The organism is Pseudobacillus wudalianchiensis (assembly GCF_001685015.1).
Taxonomy (GTDB): Bacteria; Bacillota; Bacilli; order Bacillales; family Domibacillaceae; genus Pseudobacillus; species Pseudobacillus wudalianchiensis.
Genome location: NZ_MAYT01000004.1, coordinates 25275 through 45227, shown reverse-complemented (window position 1 = coordinate 45227; position 19953 = coordinate 25275). Strand labels below are relative to the sequence as shown.

Annotated in this window: 15 protein-coding genes; 10 read left to right on the top strand and 5 right to left on the bottom strand. The window is 42.0% G+C overall.

From position 1 onward, the window contains the following. Positions 1-15 precede the first annotated feature (15 nt). Together A8F95_RS05890 and A8F95_RS05885 are read right to left on the bottom strand one after the other, a co-directional pair. Positions 16-897, bottom strand: a complete 882-nt coding sequence (locus A8F95_RS05890; protein WP_065409700.1) for a DMT family transporter — start codon at positions 895-897, stop codon at positions 16-18. A gap of 79 nt (positions 898-976) precedes the next feature. Beyond that, positions 977-2167 carry a PucR family transcriptional regulator gene (locus A8F95_RS05885; RefSeq protein ID WP_245671152.1) on the bottom strand — a complete coding sequence of 397 codons (1191 nt, stop codon included), beginning with the start codon at positions 2165-2167 and terminating at the stop codon, positions 977-979. A gap of 347 nt (positions 2168-2514) precedes the next feature. Here A8F95_RS05885 and A8F95_RS05880 point away from each other — a divergent pair, with 347 nt between their 5' ends. After that, the gene (locus A8F95_RS05880) at positions 2515-3831 is read left to right on the top strand and encodes an MFS transporter (protein ID WP_065409699.1); all 1317 of its coding nucleotides are present in this window, start codon (positions 2515-2517) and stop codon (positions 3829-3831) included. Positions 3832-3955: 124 nt separating this feature from the next. Here A8F95_RS05880 and A8F95_RS05875 read toward each other — a convergent pair whose 3' ends face one another. From A8F95_RS05875 to selD, 3 genes are all read right to left on the bottom strand, one after another. Then, complete coding sequence (locus tag A8F95_RS05875; RefSeq protein WP_065409698.1) at positions 3956-5311, bottom strand: APC family permease; 1356 nt, start codon at positions 5309-5311, stop codon at positions 3956-3958. Positions 5312-5861: 550 nt separating this feature from the next. After that, positions 5862-6920 (bottom strand): tRNA 2-selenouridine(34) synthase MnmH, encoded by a 1059-nt coding sequence (gene mnmH / locus A8F95_RS05870; protein ID WP_065409697.1) that lies wholly within the window; start codon positions 6918-6920, stop codon positions 5862-5864. 18 nt (positions 6921-6938) lie between these two features. Then, positions 6939-8000, bottom strand: a complete 1062-nt coding sequence (selD, locus tag A8F95_RS05865) for a selenide, water dikinase SelD (RefSeq protein WP_425414971.1) — start codon at positions 7998-8000, stop codon at positions 6939-6941. Between the two features lie 433 nt (positions 8001-8433). Here selD and nhaC point away from each other — a divergent pair, with 433 nt between their 5' ends. The 9 genes from nhaC to A8F95_RS21885 all read left to right on the top strand — a co-directional run bounded on the left by nhaC (position 8434) and on the right by A8F95_RS21885 (position 19918). Next, positions 8434-9876, top strand: a complete 1443-nt coding sequence (gene nhaC, locus A8F95_RS05855; protein ID WP_065409695.1) for a Na+/H+ antiporter NhaC — start codon at positions 8434-8436, stop codon at positions 9874-9876. 94 nt (positions 9877-9970) lie between these two features. After that, complete coding sequence (locus A8F95_RS05850; RefSeq protein ID WP_077247237.1) at positions 9971-11047, top strand: C45 family autoproteolytic acyltransferase/hydrolase; 1077 nt, start codon at positions 9971-9973, stop codon at positions 11045-11047. Positions 11048-11082: 35 nt separating this feature from the next. Then, complete coding sequence (locus tag A8F95_RS05845; RefSeq protein WP_077247236.1) at positions 11083-12360, top strand: NAD(P)/FAD-dependent oxidoreductase; 1278 nt, start codon at positions 11083-11085, stop codon at positions 12358-12360. Between the two features lie 328 nt (positions 12361-12688). Then, positions 12689-14050 (top strand): putrescine aminotransferase, encoded by a 1362-nt coding sequence (locus tag A8F95_RS05840; RefSeq protein WP_065409694.1) that lies wholly within the window; start codon positions 12689-12691, stop codon positions 14048-14050. Between the two features lie 54 nt (positions 14051-14104). Continuing rightward, a complete protein-coding gene (locus A8F95_RS05835) occupies positions 14105-15625 on the top strand; it encodes an aldehyde dehydrogenase family protein (protein WP_065409693.1) in 1521 nt (506 codons plus the stop codon). A 46-nt stretch (positions 15626-15671) separates the two neighbouring features. Further along, positions 15672-16745 carry an ABC transporter ATP-binding protein gene (locus A8F95_RS05830; protein ID WP_095407447.1) on the top strand — a complete coding sequence of 358 codons (1074 nt, stop codon included), beginning with the start codon at positions 15672-15674 and terminating at the stop codon, positions 16743-16745. A gap of 106 nt (positions 16746-16851) precedes the next feature. Continuing rightward, positions 16852-18075, top strand: coding sequence for a saccharopine dehydrogenase family protein (locus A8F95_RS05825; protein ID WP_065409692.1), 1224 nt, complete (start codon positions 16852-16854; stop codon positions 18073-18075). A 144-nt stretch (positions 18076-18219) separates the two neighbouring features. Next, positions 18220-19140 (top strand): ABC transporter permease, encoded by a 921-nt coding sequence (locus A8F95_RS05820; protein WP_425414972.1) that lies wholly within the window; start codon positions 18220-18222, stop codon positions 19138-19140. Position 19141: 1 nt separating this feature from the next. Next, positions 19142-19918, top strand: coding sequence for an ABC transporter permease subunit (locus A8F95_RS21885; RefSeq protein ID WP_095407446.1), 777 nt, complete (start codon positions 19142-19144; stop codon positions 19916-19918). Positions 19919-19953 lie beyond the last annotated feature (35 nt).

Here is a 19953-nt window from a genome sequence, read left to right as displayed (position 1 = left end):
GTTATTCATTTGTCGCTAACGTACATTCTTTACCATCTGTTTTTTAGGAAATGCCGGTTTTACCTCAGCAATTAAGATGGCCATCATAATGAATGCAGCTCCCAAAACCATGCGGGTTGTCAGGACTTCATGTAGAAATAAAACCGATAACAGCATGCCGAAAAATGATTCAGTTGATAGGATAATGGCAGCCTTTGTTGCACTTGCATATTGGTGTGCAATATTTTGAAAAAGATAGGCAACTGTTGTGGAAAAGACCGCTAAATATCCAATCGAGTACATGGCTTCTGTTTCGATTGCTGCCGGTATGTCGCCGCGAATTAACACAACGGCTATACTAATGAGAGCCGCTGTAATAAACTGCATCATCGTCAGTGAGATCGCATCTTCTTTTTTGACAAAAAGATTAGTATAAAAAATATCAAAAGCAAAGGCGATGGCGCATGCAAGAGACAAAGCATCGCCAATGTTGATCGTCATGGAGCCTTGCAGCGATAGAAAGCCGATGCCGATAAGAGCTATGACAGAACCTGTCACTTCATACCGGTCAAGTCCGCGCTTATAAAGGACATAAGCGATGATCGGCACAATAACAACATTGACGGCTGTCAAAAAGGCATTTTTAGATGGCGTCGTATATTGCAAACCGACTGTCTGCAAAGCGAAGGCAATGTATAAAATGGTTCCTAAGATGGCGCCTTTCCATACGACCGATTTGGTGAATTTCTTGAATTTGTATCCGAACAGTGCTGTAAGTATGAGCGTAGCTAAAACAAATCTTCCTGCCATCACTTGATAAGCGTTTAAATACTCTAGTGCAATGGCCGTAACAACAAATCCGCTGCCCCAAATCACTGCTGTGATGAGGAGCATCGCATCCCCTATATATTGTCTCATCTCTCTTCTCCTCCCAACTAAAATAAGAATACCATGAGAGAAGGGACCATAATTTAAGTGATTTTCTAAACTTTTGAGTTTATTTTTGGAAGGATTCCAAAGCGGCTGTTGTTCCCTCAATTGTTTGATGTAGCAAATACAATTTTACTGCTGATGATAAATGCTCATAAAAAACAAGATCATTACTAAGAGGTTCGATTAATTGACGGATTTTCATCATGCGATACCGAATCGTGTTCGGATGACAGTGGAGGACGGCAGCTACTTCTTTCACATTCCCTTTTTCCAATATGAATGCAATCGCAGTATGGAGCAAATCCTTGTCTGCCTCTCCTTCTAAAAGTACCCCTAAGTACCTTTTCACATAATCGTTCGCAAACTGCTTATCTTTTCGGTAAAGCTCGATGAGCAGTTGATCGGACGCAAGTTGTTGATAATGGCAAGCATGACTTCTTTCTATTTCCGCCATAATACGAGCGTAATAGGCTTCTCTAGCGGCGAGATGAAGTCCGGTCTGTGTTAGATGAGCCTGGCTATAACCAATTGTTAATGCATCCGAGGGAATCACGTAAAGCGCCATCCATTCCTTTAATATGCTGTCAAACGTAGTTTGCTCGTTCCGGTCTGTAAAAATGATGAGAATGCTTTGTTTATAGGTAGAAAGAACACCCGATTTCAAAAAAGAATCGAGGCGGATAAAGGGCTGCATCCACTCGTCGTTCTCTGCCTGTTTCATTTGAACATTGGCCGCAAATACATAATGTTCAAATGATTTATTGATTTGCTGCAGAAAGGATTGTATTTTTTCTGTTGATACTTCCTCTTCAATTAGATCCCTTATCATATTTTTTAAAAAGAGTGCATAGTCACTTTTCTTTATGTGATTGACCGTTTCAAGAATGATATCTTCAAAAAACTCATCTCCGCCAAAGCATAAAATCGGAAAGTTTTGTTCATTGGCAAAAGCTAGCACCTCATCCGGCAAGTCTTTGAAAATCACTGGCTTATAGGCTAAGGCGCTTACCTTCAAGTCAATCAGCTTTTTAATCATGTCAACTAAACATTCGGGGGTTTGGTTAGCAAATAATAGGCTGCTGAGCACAATACTATGAGGGTTAAAGATCGTATCTCTTACTTGCTGAACGCCAGCAGCAAATTCAAAGTCTAAAATTTCAACAGTTTGGATTGGTTTGTATAGTGCATGGCTGCCGGCTACAACTGAAAAGTCTTTTGTAATCGGCAGCTGTAAAAAGTCCTTTACCGTCATCATCACCCATCATCCTTTTCCATAACATAGATAACATGATTATAAAGCATAGAAGGATGATTAACAGATAAATAAATCTTTTTATTTATTAGATAGAACTTGTAAGTTTATCTCTAATCAATTTGTGAATTTCATAATGGGAATTGTATCTTTTGAAGCCGCATGCTACTTTTAAGCTGTTGATTTATCTGTTAAAGTTGGTGACAACGATAACTAAGAGATTGAAAGTTTTTAGGTGTAGGTCACGAAGTAAGGAATTGATTTACTTATAAATTCTTTCATCATTTTTAAGTGCTTTTAGATAGTCATGGTACTAAGGGTTGATTACATAAAAGGAAGAGGGAGTGAGAATGGAATATAAAACTGAGGGCTCAGCAGCTGTAGTGGAGCAAGAAAATCCTTTACATATTTATATGGATTCACCGGAGAAACAACAGCAATTATACAGGAGAACGTTGATCATTGTCGTCCTTTCGCAAATTTTTGGCGGAGCTGGACTTGCAGCGGGCATCACTGTAGGAGCTCTTCTTGCCCAGAGCATGCTAGGGACAGACAGCTTTGCCGGAGTGCCGACAGCGCTATTTACTCTTGGCTCTGCTGGTGCCGCTATGCTTGTGGGCCGGCTTTCTCAGCGGTTTGGCCGACGTGTAGGACTCGGAGCGGGATTTTTAGCGGGCGGTATCGGTGCCATTGGAGTCGTTATTTCAGCGGTAACAAGCAATCTTGTCCTGCTTTTTCTGTCGCTGCTCGTCTATGGAGCCGGAACGGCAACAAACCTGCAAGCGCGCTATGCCGGTACGGATTTAGCTAATTCTACACAGCGGGCAACAGCAGTGAGCATTGCGATGGTGTCCACGACACTGGGCGCAGTAGCAGGCCCAAATTTAGTTGGTGTGATGGGGCGGTTTGCCACATCTATCGGTGTTCCTGCTTTATCCGGGCCATTTATTCTCGCGGCGACAGCTTATATTCTTGCTGGCTTAGTGCTTCTGCTTTTGCTTCGGCCAGATCCGCTCGTCGTTGCCAAAGCGATTGAAGAAAGACGGGTAATAAATGAAGCCGATTTTTCCACCGGGACTCCCGATGCAGTTGCTGCAAATAGTAGAGGAGTCGTCGTGGGCGCAACGGTTATGGTGCTAACGCAAATGGTGATGGTGGCCATCATGACGATGACGCCAGTTCATATGCGGCATCACGGTCATGGCTTAAGCGAGGTGGGGCTCGTCATTGGGATTCATGTTGGTGCTATGTACCTTCCATCTCTGGTGACTGGTCTTCTCGTTGATAAAGTAGGACGTATGGCGCTGGCGATTGCTTCTGGAGTTACGTTACTTGCAGCTGGGAGTTTGGCGGCTCTGGCACCTGCTAATTCTATGTTTCTGCTCGTTACCGCTCTGGCCTTACTCGGGCTAGGTTGGAACTTTGGCTTGATTAGCGGAACAGCGCTTCTCGTGGATGCTGCTCATCCGTCCACACGGGCAAAGACGCAAGGGACTGTTGATGTGTTAATCGCGTTATCTGGAGCAGCTGGGGGAGTGCTTTCTGGAGTGATTGCCGCTCATTCAAGCTACGCTGCTTTATCGCTGATCGGAGGTCTTCTTGCTTTGCTGCTTGTACCGATTGTTATTTGGTATCGAAGCAATCGCTCACAACAATTGTCTAATTAACACTAAAATAGCTAGCTTGTTTATACGGTTATGCCTGCATTTTCCAAGTGTGGATGAAGTGATTGAGGAAATGAAAAACCCACAGAAGAGAATCAAATTCTCCCTGTGGGTGATCATGCTATTTCTATAGTGAAGCCCGTGTATCTTCCTCTTCCAAATGAAGATCGGATAGTTTGCTCTTAGAAAATTTAGTGAGCAACAACATGTAGACGATGCCGATTCCTACCCAAACGAGTCCGGCTATGAGGGCATCAATATGCAAGTGATACCACAAAATTCCTGTTAAGCCTGCGCCGATAAGAGGCATGATCAAGTATGAGAAAATATCTTTGGCTGTTTTGTATTTCTTTTGACGGAAGACGAAGTAAGCGATTACAGACAGGTTAACAAATGTGAAAGCAATCAATGCGCCGAAATTGATGACTGCTGAGATTAGTTCTAAGCTTGGTGCAATAGCAAGCAATGACACCGCTCCAACAAGTACAACATTAAAGGCAGGTGTGCGGAATTTCGGATGAACGTAACCGAACAGTTTGCGCGGGAGCACACCATTCCGGCCCATTACGTATAATAAACGCGAGACACTGGCATGGGAAGCAAGCCCAGAGGCGACAGTAGCAGCAAAAGCTCCTGATAAGAAAAAGAGCTTAAAGATAGAGCCGCCGACGAATAGCCCAATTTCCGGCAATGTGTCGTCTGTTACTTTAAAGCCAGATAGATCAGGAAAAAGTGCTTGTGCAAAATAACTACAAACAAAAAAGATGGCACCGCCGATAAGTACTGTGAGCATAATCGCCTTTGGCATGATTTTTTGATCCACTGCTTCCTCGGTATACATGGTAACAGCGTCAAACCCGATAAAGGAGAAGCAGACAACAGTTGCACCTGTTAAAATCGCCGTTAAATGTATGTTGGAATGGAATAATGGTTCAGTTGTAAAGATCGTGCCTTGCCCCATTCCGTTAGACAACTGATTAAAAGCGAGAACTAGAAAAGCTGCGATTAATACAACTTCAAAAACAACAAGAATCGAATTGAGGCTTGATGTTTTTCCCATACTCCACATATTAATAGCTGTAATAATAATGACATAGCCAACAACCCAAATCCATGAAGGGATATCGGGAAATACAGACTCCATATAGAGACGAATAATAAGTGCATTGATCATTGGCAACAGTAAATAATCTAGCAGTGAAGACCAGCCAACTAAAAAGCCAAGATGAGGATTCATCGTTTCTCTCGTGTACGTATAAGCAGATCCCGCACTTGGAAAGACTTGTACCATTTTTCCGTAACTTATGGCTGTAAAAAGCATAACGACTAGAGCAGCAAGGTAGGCGAGCGGGACAACCCCATTCGTTTCCTTAGATACAATACCAAATGTATCGAATACAACAGTTGGGGTCATATAGCCTAGCCCAAGGCCGACAATCGCCCAAAGTCCGAGTGAGCGTTTAAGTGTGTTAGTTCCTGACATATATCCACTCTCCTTTTTATTCTTAAGTTGCTTTATACTTAACTGATGTCAGTTAAAAGAATATTCAGAAATATGGAGAGGATTTAAGGCGGACGTTCAAGCATACATTGGTCCCTCCTCCTTTTGTTTCTTGCTTGAAAAGTTCTTTGCGATAAACCATTGCAATTTTCGCGCCAATTGGTATTACTCATGAATAAGTGAGCTGATTTAAGGAAATAAGCAACAAAACCTTTGCTTCTTAAGAGAGCTGTATGCAATAAAAGAGGTGTTTTCATGCTGTATTGCATAATTTAGTCTCATATGCATAAAAAAATCCTCCCAGCTAGGGAGGTGATAGGTTGATTGTCATGGAGGAGGTAATTATATTAGTTCCTTAGTTGTGATTGGATAAAGAGGGGGATAAGATGCGATTTAAAAAATGGAAATGATCCTATTTGAAAGTATAAAATGTTTCCTCGACAAATGATAAAGCAATCTAAACTGAGGGAAAGTGAAAAAACCGGCAGGAGATTTATATGTTCCTGTCGGTTTTTCTGTATTGACCAGATCATTAAAGGCGATTCGCTTTCAGGCCATAGCCTTGTTCTTTCAATGTTTGCACAATCTTTTGGAAAGCCTCATCCACATTTGCGGCTTCAATGATCACCTTTTGCTCGTCTGAATAATGATGTGTTGAATATTCATATTTAGGGTCGTAATAATACTCAAGCAAAAGCTGGATCGCTATGGAAAAGTCCTGCTCTTCTAAGGCTGTTTCGATTTGCTTGGAAACTGGCGTATGGATGCGTTTTTTTATGAATTGAAAGGCTTCTTTAAAACGCTCCGGGTACTTCCACGGCTGGTAGTCGTCTAAAATATTGCGAACCCTCTCTTCAACAGGCAGATCGAGAAAGAACTGGGTACTTTTTTCTTTTTTTTCATTCAAAAAGGAAGGGAGATACACTTTTCCAATCCGCTTGCTTTCTCCTTCGATAAAAACAAATGATTCATTCTGATAACGACGAAGCTCGCTAACAAGGAGGGAGTCAAATTTTTTCTGGTTACTTGGCTCAAGGCCAATTTGGCCAAAGATAGACCCGCGATGGCCCGCCATCCGTTCGAGGTCAATGACGGGGTAGCCATGTTCTGCTAACCGTTGCAAGATGGCTGTTTTTCCTGAACCAGTATAGCCATTTAGTACGAATAGCTTCGGTTGAAATGGCTGATTTTCCAGCTCTTGCACGACCCATTGACGGTAGGTCCGGATACCGCCTGTTAAGCGATTAGCACGGATGCCCATGAGGCCGAGAACAGTGGCAGCAGTTTTGCTGCGCATGCCTCCTCGCCAGCAAAAAACAGTCATAGGTGTTTCGATTTCTTTGAAAGCTGCGATAAAGGCCGGCAATTTTTGCGAGAAGAGTTCTAATCCTCTTTCTTTTGCGGCTTCTACACCTTGCTGCTTATAGATCGTTCCAACTTCTGCGCGCTCCTCGTCGTTAAAGATAGGAATGTTGATGCTGCCAGGAATGGTCGCTTCGTTAAATTCTTTCGGGGAGCGAACATCGATTAATGTGTGTGTCTTTTGCTCCTGTAAGGCCAATAAATCAGACAGCGAGATATCTTGAAACATCTATTTCACCTTCTATAGTTAATTGAGCGATTGTACGGCAATGCGGCCTTTATTTTCTTCGGTTACTTCTCCAATGATTCGCGCCTCAACGCCTCGCTCTTGAAGCTCCGTGGCGAGTTGTTCTGCTTCATCGTTTGCTACTGAAATTAGCAGTCCGCCTGATGTGACAGCATCACATAAAATCCAGCGGTCTATTTGATCAAGTGAATCAGGATAAGTGACAATGTCTTTCACATGTTCGAAGTTATTTTTCGTTCCTCCAGGTACCGAACCTGATTCAGCCAGCTCTTTTACGCGCGGCAAAACAGGAACTTGGTCATAATAAACACGCAGCCCAACGTCGCTTCCTTTTGCCATTTCGGAAGCGTGTCCAAGCAAGCCAAAGCCCGTTACGTCTGTAGCAGCATGAACCTCATAATTTGCCATTACTTCAGCAGCCGTTTTATTTAACGTCGTCATGACCTTTGTGACCCGGGCAACTTCTTCTTCGGACAATAAGTCTTTTTTAAGAGAGGTTGTCAGAATGCCGACGCCAATCGGCTTCGTTAAAATTAGGCGATCTCCAGGCTTCGCCCCAGCATTCGTTCTGACTTTATCAGGATGAACGGTGCCTGTCACAGCAAGGCCAAACTTAGGTTCTTTATCATCAATAGAGTGACCGCCCACTAGTGTTACGCCAGCCTCTCTTAATTTATCACCGGCTCCTCGCAATATTTCAGTTAGAATGCCTTTGTCTAATGTGGAAATAGGAAAAGCAACGATATTTAAAGCGGTTATAGGTGTTCCGCCCATCGCATATACATCGCTGATCGCATTAGCGGCAGCAACTTGTCCGAAGTCATATGGGTTATCAACAATTGGTGTAAAGAAATCAACTGTCTGCACGATAGCTGTCGTGTCATTTAAGCGGTAGACACCCGCATCATCACTCGTATCAAGGCCAACGAGCAGGTTTGGATCAGAAGCAGCAGGCGGCAGCGTACGCAAAACCTGTGCCAAATCGGCAGGTCCTATTTTACAGCCACATCCGCCCTTTGAAGATAGAGTAGTTAATTTTATAGAATGATTTTGATTCATCATCAATCAGCCTTTCATAAAGTGAATATCTTTTATTTTAGCACAGGCGTAGAAAAAGGGAGGGGATGGTGACTCAGCCGGCTGAGGGCCAAAGAAATGATCATAAACAAGGATTAGCCGATCGCCTTAATCATCCTTTTTTCATTGTTGGCTACTTAGGGCTTTTTATAAACCTTCCTTTTAATTTCTCATTTTTAAGAAAGAATTATAAGAATTGCGAAATAGAAAGTTTTTTCATTCATTGCTTATAAAATAAGCTCAATTATTTACTAGCCAACTGTTTTACATTCTTATAAATGAGAAATGATTGATAAACATTTCAAGGAGTATCCTGCTTTTTTACTGGTATGTATTTTGCATCCTCTATGTAAACGCTTGACGATGGTCAATAAAAAATTCTGGACGGGTAAACCGGTAAAAAGAGAGGGGTAAAAATATGAAGGAAGAAGCCAAGAAGAAAGTAAGAAAGCCTTCCATATGGCTGGCTTTAGTACCAGTAGCATTCATGGTCGTGTCTTTGTCTATCTCAGTCATTAAATTTGAAGCTGATCCGCATATTCCGCTATTTCTTAGTACGATTGTGGCTGCAATCATTGCCGTAAAACTAGGTCATAGTTGGGCAGATATTGAAAAAAGTATTTTTAAAACGATTATGCTATCCCTTCAAGCTATATTAATTTTAATGATTATCGGCACGCTCATGGGAACATGGCTGGCAGGCGGTATCGTGCCAACAATGATTTATTATGGGTTAGATATTATCTCTCCGGCTTATTACTTACTTGCAGCGTGTATTATTTGTTGTATTGTAAGTATGGCAGCGGGCAATGCCTGGTCAGCGGCCGGAACAGTGGGAATCGCTCTAATGGGGATTGGACAAGGCTTGGGAGTGCCTTTGCCGATGGTAGCGGGGGCTATTGTGTCAGGTGTTTACTTTGGAGACAAAATGTCTCCTTTGTCGGAAACAACTAATTTAGCACCGGCTGTGGTAGGGATAGGTCTGTTTGAGCATATACGGAATATGATTTATACAACGGGACCAGCCCTGATAATAGCACTCGTTTTATATGGACTTCTTGGCATTAAGTATTTTGGAGAAGGTTCCCGTGTCAATGACGTGGAGCTGATTCAAAATATCCTTACAAATGAATTTGTTATCTCACCATTTTTACTTATCCCGCCTCTTTTGATCATCGTTATACTAGTTTTGAAGATTCCTGCCATACCGGGTCTGACGATTGGGTCCATCGTCGGGGCTTTATGTGCGCTGTTCGTTCAGGGGGCAGGGGTAAAGGATGTTATCGCTGCCATGCATACTGGATTTACAGCTGATACTGGAAATGTTATTACAGATGAGTTGCTGAATCAGGGTGGCATTGAAAATATGATGAGTATGATCGCACTCGTGTTAATTGCTATGAGTTTCGGAGGCGTGCTTGAGAAAGCACAAATTCTTGAAACGATTGTGCAAGCATTAGTCAAAAAAGTAAAAAGAACGGGCAGCTTGATTGCGACTACAGTCGTAACCTGCTTTTCAGCTAACGCGGTTGGCTGTGAGCAATATATGTCCATTATCATTCCAGGCCGTATGTATCTATCCGAGTACAAAAAACGAGGCTTGCACCCAAAAGTATTAGCAAGAACGTTAGAGGATGCAGGTACAATGAGTTCACCGCTCATTCCCTGGACTACGTGCGGAGTGTTTATGCTAGGCGTTCTTGGGGTGAGTGCTTTTGAATATGCTCCATATGCCTTTCTTGCCTGGATCAGTCCAATTGTCGCTATTATATACGCCTATTTGAATATTAAGATAGACCGCATTTCAGATGAGGAAGAGTCGGAAGAATTGGTCAGAAGGGTGGATAAAATCACTCCGTAATTGATGGTAACCTTCAAGTCTTTCATTCATAGAAAAGCAGCTATTTCCAAAAGACTGAAGAATTTAGTCAGAATATTATGTAAACGGTGATGAGATGATAAAAAAACTTTATTTACAAGGCTCTTATAGAGAAATCGGAAGAAAGCATGGGGCAGAGGGGAAAAAAGAAGTACTGAGAAGTTTAGAAACGTATGAGTCACTCTTTTATGAATATAGCCAGATTCGTTGGGATGAAGCGAAGGAGCTGGCGCTGAAACACGTAGAAGCCATTTTGCAATATGACGAAGACCTGATTGAAGAAATGGAAGGAGTAGCTGTTGGGGCAGGTGTTGATTTTGAGGATATTTTAGCTTTAAACACGCGAAGCGAAATCGCGTTATCAGGTAAGTACACGCAATTTGCGGATGGCTGCACAGCAATCGGGGTAATGTCTCCCATGTCTTCAGAGGTTATAATCGGTCAAAACTGGGATTGGAAATCGTCGCAGGCAGAGAGTCTCCTTTATTTAGACATTGAGCAGACAGAAAAGCCAAGTATTAAGATGATAACAGAAGGCGGGATTATCGGCAAAATTGGCTGTAATTCCGCTGGGCTGGGTGTTTGTTTGAATGCCTTGCTGACAGATAAAAAGTCTGACCAAATACCGATCCATTTAGGGCTCAGAAGTGTGCTGAATTCTTACACTTATTCAGAAGCTATATTAAGAATAGACGGGGGGCTCATGGCCGCCGCTGCGAATTTTCTAATCGGTTCAGCCGAGAAACAGAAAGAGATGGTAATGAACGTCGAAGTAAGCCCTGCAGGTATTGATATAGAAGAAAGCGAAGATGGGTATGTTGTTCATACTAATCATATTTGCTCTTCATTTATTAAATCACACGTAGTTGATAAAAATGAATATATCGAAACGGACTCTATGATAAGGATGAAACGGGCCAGACAGCTAATTGAAGGGCATGTCTCTCATCATGAGAGAGCAGGAGTAGACAGTTTTAAAGAGTGGTTTTCAGATCAACATCATTATCCTAACTCTATCAATCATTTTATTAATGAAAAATTGCCTCCTCACAGGAGAATGGAAACTATTTTCTCTATTATCATGAATCTTTCAACGGAAAAATTATACGTTTGCATTGGAAAACCTTCAGAAGGATCTTATGTAGAAATATAACGAGAAGGGCTCAGCGAAAGAAGGGCGGAGAAAAAGTGAGCAATCTATCATTATGGGAAGCGACTCAGCAAGAGCGAAGGCACTGGGAGAGACTAGAAGGGGATCAAGAATGCGAAGTAGTCATCATTGGCGGTGGATTTTCAGGTTTATCAACAGCCTATCACCTCCAAAAGAATAATTGTCAAACAATCATTCTGGAAAAAGGCAAAATCGGCAGCGGTGCCAGTGGAAAAAATGGCGGACAGATCCTAACCGGATATGTAATATCGATGAGTGCACTCACTAAAAAATATGGACTCTCAACGGCAAAGCAAATGCTGCGTTTAACAATAGACTCGATAGACTTAATTGAGGACATTATTAGAGAGAATAATATTATGTGTGATTTTCACAGAGAAGGGCATTTGCAAGCGGCTTATAAACCGGCTCATTTGGAATCCTTAAAGCGTGAACAAGAAATATTGAGGCGCGATTTCGATCATGAAGTTAAAATTATTGAAAGACAGGATATACAGCAGGAGTTAAGCACCTCGTTTTATATGGGAGGGTGCATTGATGAAAAGAGTGCTATTTTCCACCCTCTTAATTATGCATTAGCTCTGGCTAATCTAGTTGAAGAGCTAGACGGTAGGATCTTTGAAGAAACGGAAGCTCTTAAAATAGAGAGAAACAGCGGTGGAAAAGTAATCGTAACAACTAATGAGGGGACAATTAAGGCTGAACAGATCGTAATCGTCACGAACGCTTATTCAGGTGATCTTCATAAAACCATAGGAAGAGCCGTGATACCAATTGAAAGTATTATGATCGCGACTGAGCCATTGCCTCCTCATGTATTGAATAAATTGATTAAAAAAAATCGTGGAGTGTATGATACGAAAAACTTACTGTATTATTTTAGAAAAACCGATGATCATCGGTTGGCGTTCGGCGGATCAGGAAGAACAACGAGCAAGCGTGATGCCAAACGATTATTTTTACAGCTTCGTGAAGGGATGAATCAAGTATTTCCTGATCTGAAAACAGCTCTTATTGAATATGAATGGAGTGGAAAAGTAGGATTTACAAGAGAGAAAGTTCCCTATATAGGTCAGCTCGAAGATGGAACTCATTTTGCTTTCGGATATGCAGGTCACGGAGCGGCAATGTCAACATTAATGGGGAAATTAATTGCGGCAAATGTTCTGCAGATCGGAAGAGGAAAAAATCCACTAGAGAAAACAACGTTAACGCCTATTCCTTTTTACCATCAACATGCTAAAGTGGTCAGTGTTATGAAGTATTACTATAAGCTGCTGGATAAATTCTTTTAAACTGTTCCATACGGAAGATGATAAGCAAAACTATCTGATAACCGCTAAATTTCGGTAGATCAGATAGTTTTTTTATTTAGTAAAGACTGTGTAGAAAAAAATTATCAAATCTGATAAAGACTTCTCATAAATGAGAAAAAGCAAAAAATCAGCTAAACAAATGGAACTTTCTGAATAATTTATCTAACTCCCTCTTAAATTTCTCATAGATGAGAAATAAAATCAGCTCATAAGGCTGTCTAACAGTGATATTACTAGTTTTGGAAGCTGGCACAGCAGTTGCATTAATAGAGGCGTAGGTATAAAAACGAATAAGGGGATGAAAAAGATGAGGAAATCGAATGAGGAAGCACTTCAAATAGCAACAGAGATTTTGGAATTAATTGAAAGCGATTCACTTAACGAGAAGCAGAAGGACCAAATTATTGAGGATTCCATTTATAATTTTACTCATTTTGTAAACAGGGCTATCTTGGAGCATCGGAAATCAGCTTCTACTGACTTTTCATTTGTAGAGTGGGAGGACGAGCAGGCTATTTTTCGTGATACGAAGAACAGAGAATTTATCGACTGCCTGGGCGGCTACGGCGTTTATTTATTAGGACATCGTCATCCAAAAGTAGTAAAAGCAGTAGAGGCCCAATTGAAGCGTTATGCGTTGCATAGCCAGGAACTAGTTGACCCGCTGAGAGGCTACTTATCTAAGCTTGTAGCAGCTATTACGCCGGGGGATATGCAGTATACTTATCTCACAAATTCAGGTGCCGAGGCCAATGAAATGGCGTTTAAATTGGCACGTTTGGCAACAGGAAAGACTCACTTTATTTCTACGGTAAATGGATTCCACGGAAAAACGTTTGGTGCCCTTTCTTCTTCAGGGAAAGCTGTATTCAGAGAGCCTTATTTACCGCTTGTCCCTGGCTTCCATCATGTTCCGTTCGGTGATGCAGATGCTATGGAAAATGCTATTAAACAGCTTGAGGCGACAGGGGAAAAAGTGGCCGGTATTATGGTTGAGCCGATTCAGGGAGAAGGCGGCATTAATATTCCATCTGATGATTATTTCCCTAGATTGAGAGAGATTTGTGATGAGCATGGCTGTTTATTAATTGTAGATGAAATACAAACCGGGATGGGCAGAACAGGAACTTTGTTTGGTATTGATCATTGGAATGTTGTCCCGGATATTATGACACTCGGCAAAGCTTTTGGGGGCGGAGTGATGCCGATTACAGCCATGGTAGCTCGTCCGCACTTGTGGAAGAAAATGGAGGAAAATCCTTTCTTGCTCGGCTCTTCAACATTTGGCGGAAATCCTCTTTGCTGTGCGGGAGCCATTGCCGGAATTAAAACGATCCTAGAAGAGAATATCGTAGAACAAGCCCGTGAAAAAGGCGATTACATCATGGAGAGATTAGCTGAAATTCAAAAACGTTATCCAGAAGTAATGGTCGCGGTTCGCGGAAAGGGATTGTTAATTGGAATGGAGTTTGCCACAAATGAAGTTGGCTTTGAATTGGCAAAGCGATTATTTAATGATCAAATCCTTGTAGGCGGAACGTTGAATAATGCTACGGTTATCCGGATTGAGCCGCCTGCTGTTATCACGTATAAACAAATCGATACGGTTATTAATGCAATCGATAAACATGTAGCAAACCTAGCCCAACAGCCAGCTGTAACTAGTTAATCAGCAGGGCTATAAAGGCCCTGTTTAAATAAAGAAGAAGGGAATCGATAGACAATGAGTCAGGCAGAGAAATTATCGCTTATTGGGACATGGACGGATACAGTAAATCTGAAAAAATTATATATAAACGGAGAGTGGACAGAACCGGCTGGCCGGGAGACTCTTTCTATTATTAATCCGGCTACAGGAGAAGAAATTGCCGAGGTGGCATCAGCTAACGCGCAGGATGCCGAAAGAGCCATTCGGGCGGCGCGTGCAGCTTTTGATACAGGACAATGGCCTTCTATGTCAGCTCATGAAAGGGCCTCGTTGCTTACGAAGCTGGCCGCAAAAATGGAAGAACATCAGGAGGAACTTGCTGCAATAGAAACGGCTAATAATGGGAAAACGCTGAGAGAAGCGCAAGGTGATATCGCTGAGGCGGTTAAAACCTTTCGTTATTATGCAGGTTTGGCAACGAAGCCCACAGGTGAAACGTTTGAGACGACGGAACCTCTTGTTTCACGAGTAGTGAGAGAACCAATTGGCGTGTGCGGCCAAATCATCCCATGGAATTATCCCCTTTTGATGGCTGCCTGGAAGCTGGCACCGGCATTAGCAGCAGGCAACACATGTATTTTAAAGCCTTCCGAACTCACACCACTAACCGCTATTCGCCTTTTTGAATTGATTGACGAAGTTGGCTTTCCGAAAGGAGTCGTTAATTTAATAAATGGAACGGGTCCAAATGCCGGACAGCCGCTCGTTACCAGTTCTCTTGTAGATAAGATCGCTTTTACAGGCGGTACTGTAACCGGAAAACACATTATAAAAGAAGCTGCAGGCAATTTGAAAAAAGTATCGCTTGAATTAGGGGGGAAATCGCCAAATATTATCTTTGCTGATGCTGATTATGAAAGCGCTTTAGATTATGCAGCGTTCGCTATTTTTAATAACTCAGGGCAAGTATGTTCGGCAGGATCCCGTCTGTTAGTTGAAAGGAAAATTTATGATCGTTTCACTAAAGATTTAGCTGAGGCGACTAAGAAAATTCGAGTAGGTAACGGTGCTGCCCCTTCTTCGCAAATGGGGCCGGTTATTAGCAAACAGCATATGGAAAAGATAGAAAAGTATATTGCAATAGGCAAGCAGGAGGGAGCAAAGCTCATTTGTGGAGGCCGCCGTTTGCTCGATGAGGACTGTGGGCAGGGGTACTTTATTGAACCGACGATCTTTATCGATGTTGATCCAAGTGCCACCATTGCCCGAGAAGAAATTTTTGGACCTGTTCTCTGTGTCATTCCATTTGATACAGAAGAAGAAGCGCTGAACATTGCTAATGACTCTCCTTACGGGTTAGCAGCAGGGATTTTTACATCTGACACAGCAAAGGCAGAACGAATGGCTAAATATATCCGGGCAGGAGTTGTTTGGATAAATACGTATGAGCAGAACTTAGTAGAAGGCCCATGGGGAGGATACAAAGAGAGCGGCATTGGAAGAGAGCTTGGAACTTATGGATTTGATGAATATACAGAAGTGAAGCAAATCATTAATACGTTAAAGGTAGAACCTACAGGCTGGTTTGCCGATTAATAAGCAGCTAAAAATGCTGTAAGGCATACGAATGGGAGGGGATCGCTTGAGTGTGCCAATGGTTGAACTAAAAAATGTAGCTAAAAGATTTAAAGATTTCGTGGCTGCAGAAAACATTAATATCTCAGTAGAATCCGGAGAATTTCTTACGTTGCTCGGTCCTTCAGGATGTGGAAAAACAACGACACTAAGAATGATTGCAGGCTTTGAGCAGCCGACGGAAGGCGAAGTATGGGTCAATGGCCAGATGGTCAATCATGTAGAACCCTATAAACGGGATGTGAATACCGTTTTTCAAAGTTACGCTCTATTCCCTCACATGAGTGTCTTTAACAATATTGCGTATGGGTTACGAATGAAAAAAGTACCTAAAAGCGAAATAAAGGAACGGGTAGAAAAAATACTTAAGCTTGTACAGCTGGAGAAATTCTCATCAAGAAAACCGCATCAGCTAAGCGGCGGGCAAAAGCAGCGTGTTGCCATTGCTAGAGCCTTAGTGAATAACCCTAAAGTGCTGTTATTGGATGAACCTTTGGGAGCGCTTGATTTAAAGCTTAGAAAGCAAATGCAAGTGGAGTTAAAGCATCTGCAGCAGGAACTTCAAATTACCTTTGTATATGTAACGCACGACCAGGAAGAGGCTCTAACGATGTCCGATCGCATCATTATTATGAACGACGGCATGATTGAACAGATTGGCTCGCCAACGGAGATTTACGAACGGCCAAAAACGAGATTTATTGCTGATTTCATCGGTGAAACGAATCTCTTTGAGGGTGCCGTGACCCGAATGGATGACCAATTTGTCTATGTAAACTGTGCGAGTCAGGAAATTAAGGTACACCGTGAATTTACAAGCGATCTATCAGATCAAGTATCGATAGCTGTTCGCCCTGAAAAAATGAAAATCCTTCCTGCCCCTGATGAAGAGTTGACAGCGATTAGAGGAATCCTTCGGGAAAAAATTTACGTTGGTTCAGTTACTAAATTAATTTTCGAGTTTCCAAATGGTCAGCATGTAACAGTAAATGAAACAGAGGGGCATAGAGGCATGAGTAAGATAGGAGACCAACTTTATATTGGCTGGCATCCAAAAGACTCAGTCATACTCAGAGCTTAACAACTTTTAAGGGGGTGAAAAAATCGGAAAACTATGTAAAAGCAGAAATCCATATGCTTGGTAAATACTTTTATTTTATTAAATACCAAAAGGGAGAGGAATACTCATGAGAGCGATCGTTATAGGAGTAGGGGGAGTCGGTCAAGTAGTGGCATCTGAATTGGTTAAAGGGAATTATTTGAAAAAATTGGTGTTAGCAGATATTTTTACTGATCATGCAAATGAACTCGCAAAAGAATATCAAAAAAAGACAAATGCTGAAATTATCATTAAGCAAGTAAATGCTAGTAGTTTGAAAGAAGTAGAATCAGCGCTTCAAGGTGTAGATGTAGTCATACACTCGGGACTTCCGGATAATAACTTTACTGTAATGGAAGCCTGTATAAATACTCGTACTAACTATATAGATATGGCTGCCGCCAGTCCAGAAGGCTTGAAAGAGCAATTGTCATGGAATGACCGCTTTAGGCAAGCGGGCATTTTGGGGATCATGGGACTTGGCTGCGACCCTGGATTTGCAAATATCGCCGCTCGTTACGGCGTTGATGAATTAGATACAGTAGAGTCCATTTCTATTCGGGATGGAGATAACTCGAAAGTGGATTATGATGGATTCTGTGCTTATTTTAGTCCGCAAACAGCGATTGAAGAATGCTTAGCAAAACCAAACTACTGGACCCATAAAAAGGGAATCCAATATTATTCAACGCCATTTGCCAATAAAGATGAGTTTGAGTTCCCGGAACCTATTGGGTGGATGGACTGTTACAACGTAGAGCACGAGGAGCCGGTAACGATTGGAGACACCATCGGCAGGCAAAAAGGCTGTAAATACGTGGACTTTAAATATGCCCTTCATCCGGATTTTGTTAATACCCTTCAAGTGTTAAGCTATTTGGGGCTTGATAGCAGAGAAGAAATTAATGTGAAGGGTTCCACTGTCGCTCCTATTGACGTAGTGGTCAAAACAATGCCGAAGCCAGCAGATTTAGCTGGGAAAATTCATGGATACTCAGCTATCGGAGCGCTCGTTACAGGAACAAAGGATGGGAAAAAGAAAGAATTATTTATTTACACGATGGCTAATCACGATGAAGTGTACCAGCATAGCGGCTTCCAAGCGACAGTTTGGCAAACAGGGGTTCCGCCTGTGGCAGCAGTTGATATGATGGCTGCCGGATTGTTGCGTGAAACAGGCTGTATTCCGCCTGAATTAATTGAACCAGCCCCTATTTTGGAAAGAATAAAAGCACGGGGAATGGATTGGGATATCATTGAAAAGACGGCTCCCATCTATAAAGCAAAAAATGAAGAGCTGACTAACGCTTGAAGTTTACTTTTAAATGACTGAATATTTAGTTATTTTACCTGGTATATAAAATCTTTTAAAACGGCAAGGGCTGTCTCGAAAGCAGAATGGATATCTGCAGAGGGCAGCCTCTTGTTAAACCTATGAAAAAGCAGGTGAGAAATGTTGAAAAAAGAAAATGCAACTCTTGCCACTGATATTCCTATCAAGCCCAAAATAAAACATTCGAAAAAAAAAATAAACCTTGCTGCCATCTGGACCATTTCTCCTGTCACGATCTGGCTGCTACTATTTTTATTTATCCCGCTTTTCTTTATACTCGTCGTCAGTGTCATGTCCCGAGGGACATATGGTGGTATTGAATATACGTTTACGCTCGAGAACTATGCCCGTTTTTTTGAGCCTCTATATCTCCGGATTATTGTTGTGTCTATCGCTATGGCAGCGGCGACTACGTTAATTTGTGTCGTTTTCGGATATCCCTTTGCTTATATTATCGCTCAATCACCTGCTAAGTATCGGACACTGCTGCTATTGCTTGTCATTGTTCCGTTTTGGACGAACTCCTTAATTCGCACGTACGCATGGATTGTTTTATTGAGAACAGAAGGGGTCATCAATACTATTCTATTGAAGATTGGTTTAATTGCTGAGCCGCTCACTTTGCTCTATAACAGTGGAGCGACCTTGATTGGCTTTGTGTACACACTGTTCCCGTTTGCTGTTTTACCTCTATACGCTTCCATTGAAAAGCTAGATCGGACTTTTTTGGAAGCTTCTAGCGACCTAGGAGGAAGACCGTGGCAAACCTTTTTAAACGTTACCTTGCCGCTTACATTTCCAGGAGTCGTTGCTGCCTCTTTACTTGTGTTTATACCAACATTGGGACTTTTCTTCATCTCCGACTTAATGGGTGGAGCCAAGACAATGATCATCGGCAATTTAATTAAAAATCAATTTTTGACTGCCAGAGATTGGCCATTTGGTTCGGCGGCTTCCATCATTTTAATGGTTCTTACTTTAATGATGATTCTCTTCTATCTAAAGGTATCTGGCGGAAAAACTGATGATACGGAGTTGTTGTAATATGAGTAGACTTACCCGTTTGCCTTCTGTCGCTTATGCCGTGTTTATATACTCCTTCCTGTATGTCCCTATTGCTATATTAGTGGCTTACTCATTTAATGATTCAAAACTAAACGCTGTTTGGAAGGGGTTTACGTTTGCATGGTATGCAAAGCTATGGACCAATACTAGCATTTTGGAAGCTGCAAAGATTAGCCTGACAGTCGGCTTCTTTTCCACAGTCATTTCCACGATGCTGGGAACTTTGGTAGCCGTAGGGATGTACCGATATCGTTTTAGAGGAAAAGGAATGATAGATGCGATGCTCTATGTTCCGCTTGTTATGTCTGAAATTGTGATGGGGATTGCCTTATTGGCGTTTTTTTCAATGATAAAAGTCCCGTTAGGAATGGGCACTCTGCTTATAGCGCATATTACCTTCTCCATACCGTTTGTCGTAGTGGTCATCAACGCTAGACTAAAAGGATTTGACCAGTCAATTGAAGAGGCATCTAAAGATTTAGGAGCAAACGAGTGGCAAACATTTCGCTTAATTACTTTTCCTCTTTTAGGTCCAGCGATTGCGGCAAGTGCTATGCTGGCGTTCACTATCTCAATTGATGATGTGATTGTCAGCTTTTTTGTTGCTGGCCCTGATAGCACTACACTGCCACTCCAAATTTTCTCGATGGTCCGGCACGGGGTGACTCCAGAAATCAATGCTTTATCTACATTAATGCTTATTGTCACACTTACATTCGTGGTTTTCGCCCAAAAGCTGCAAACGAGAAAGAGATAAAACCAGAACTAGGCAGCTGTCATGAAAACAAGTGA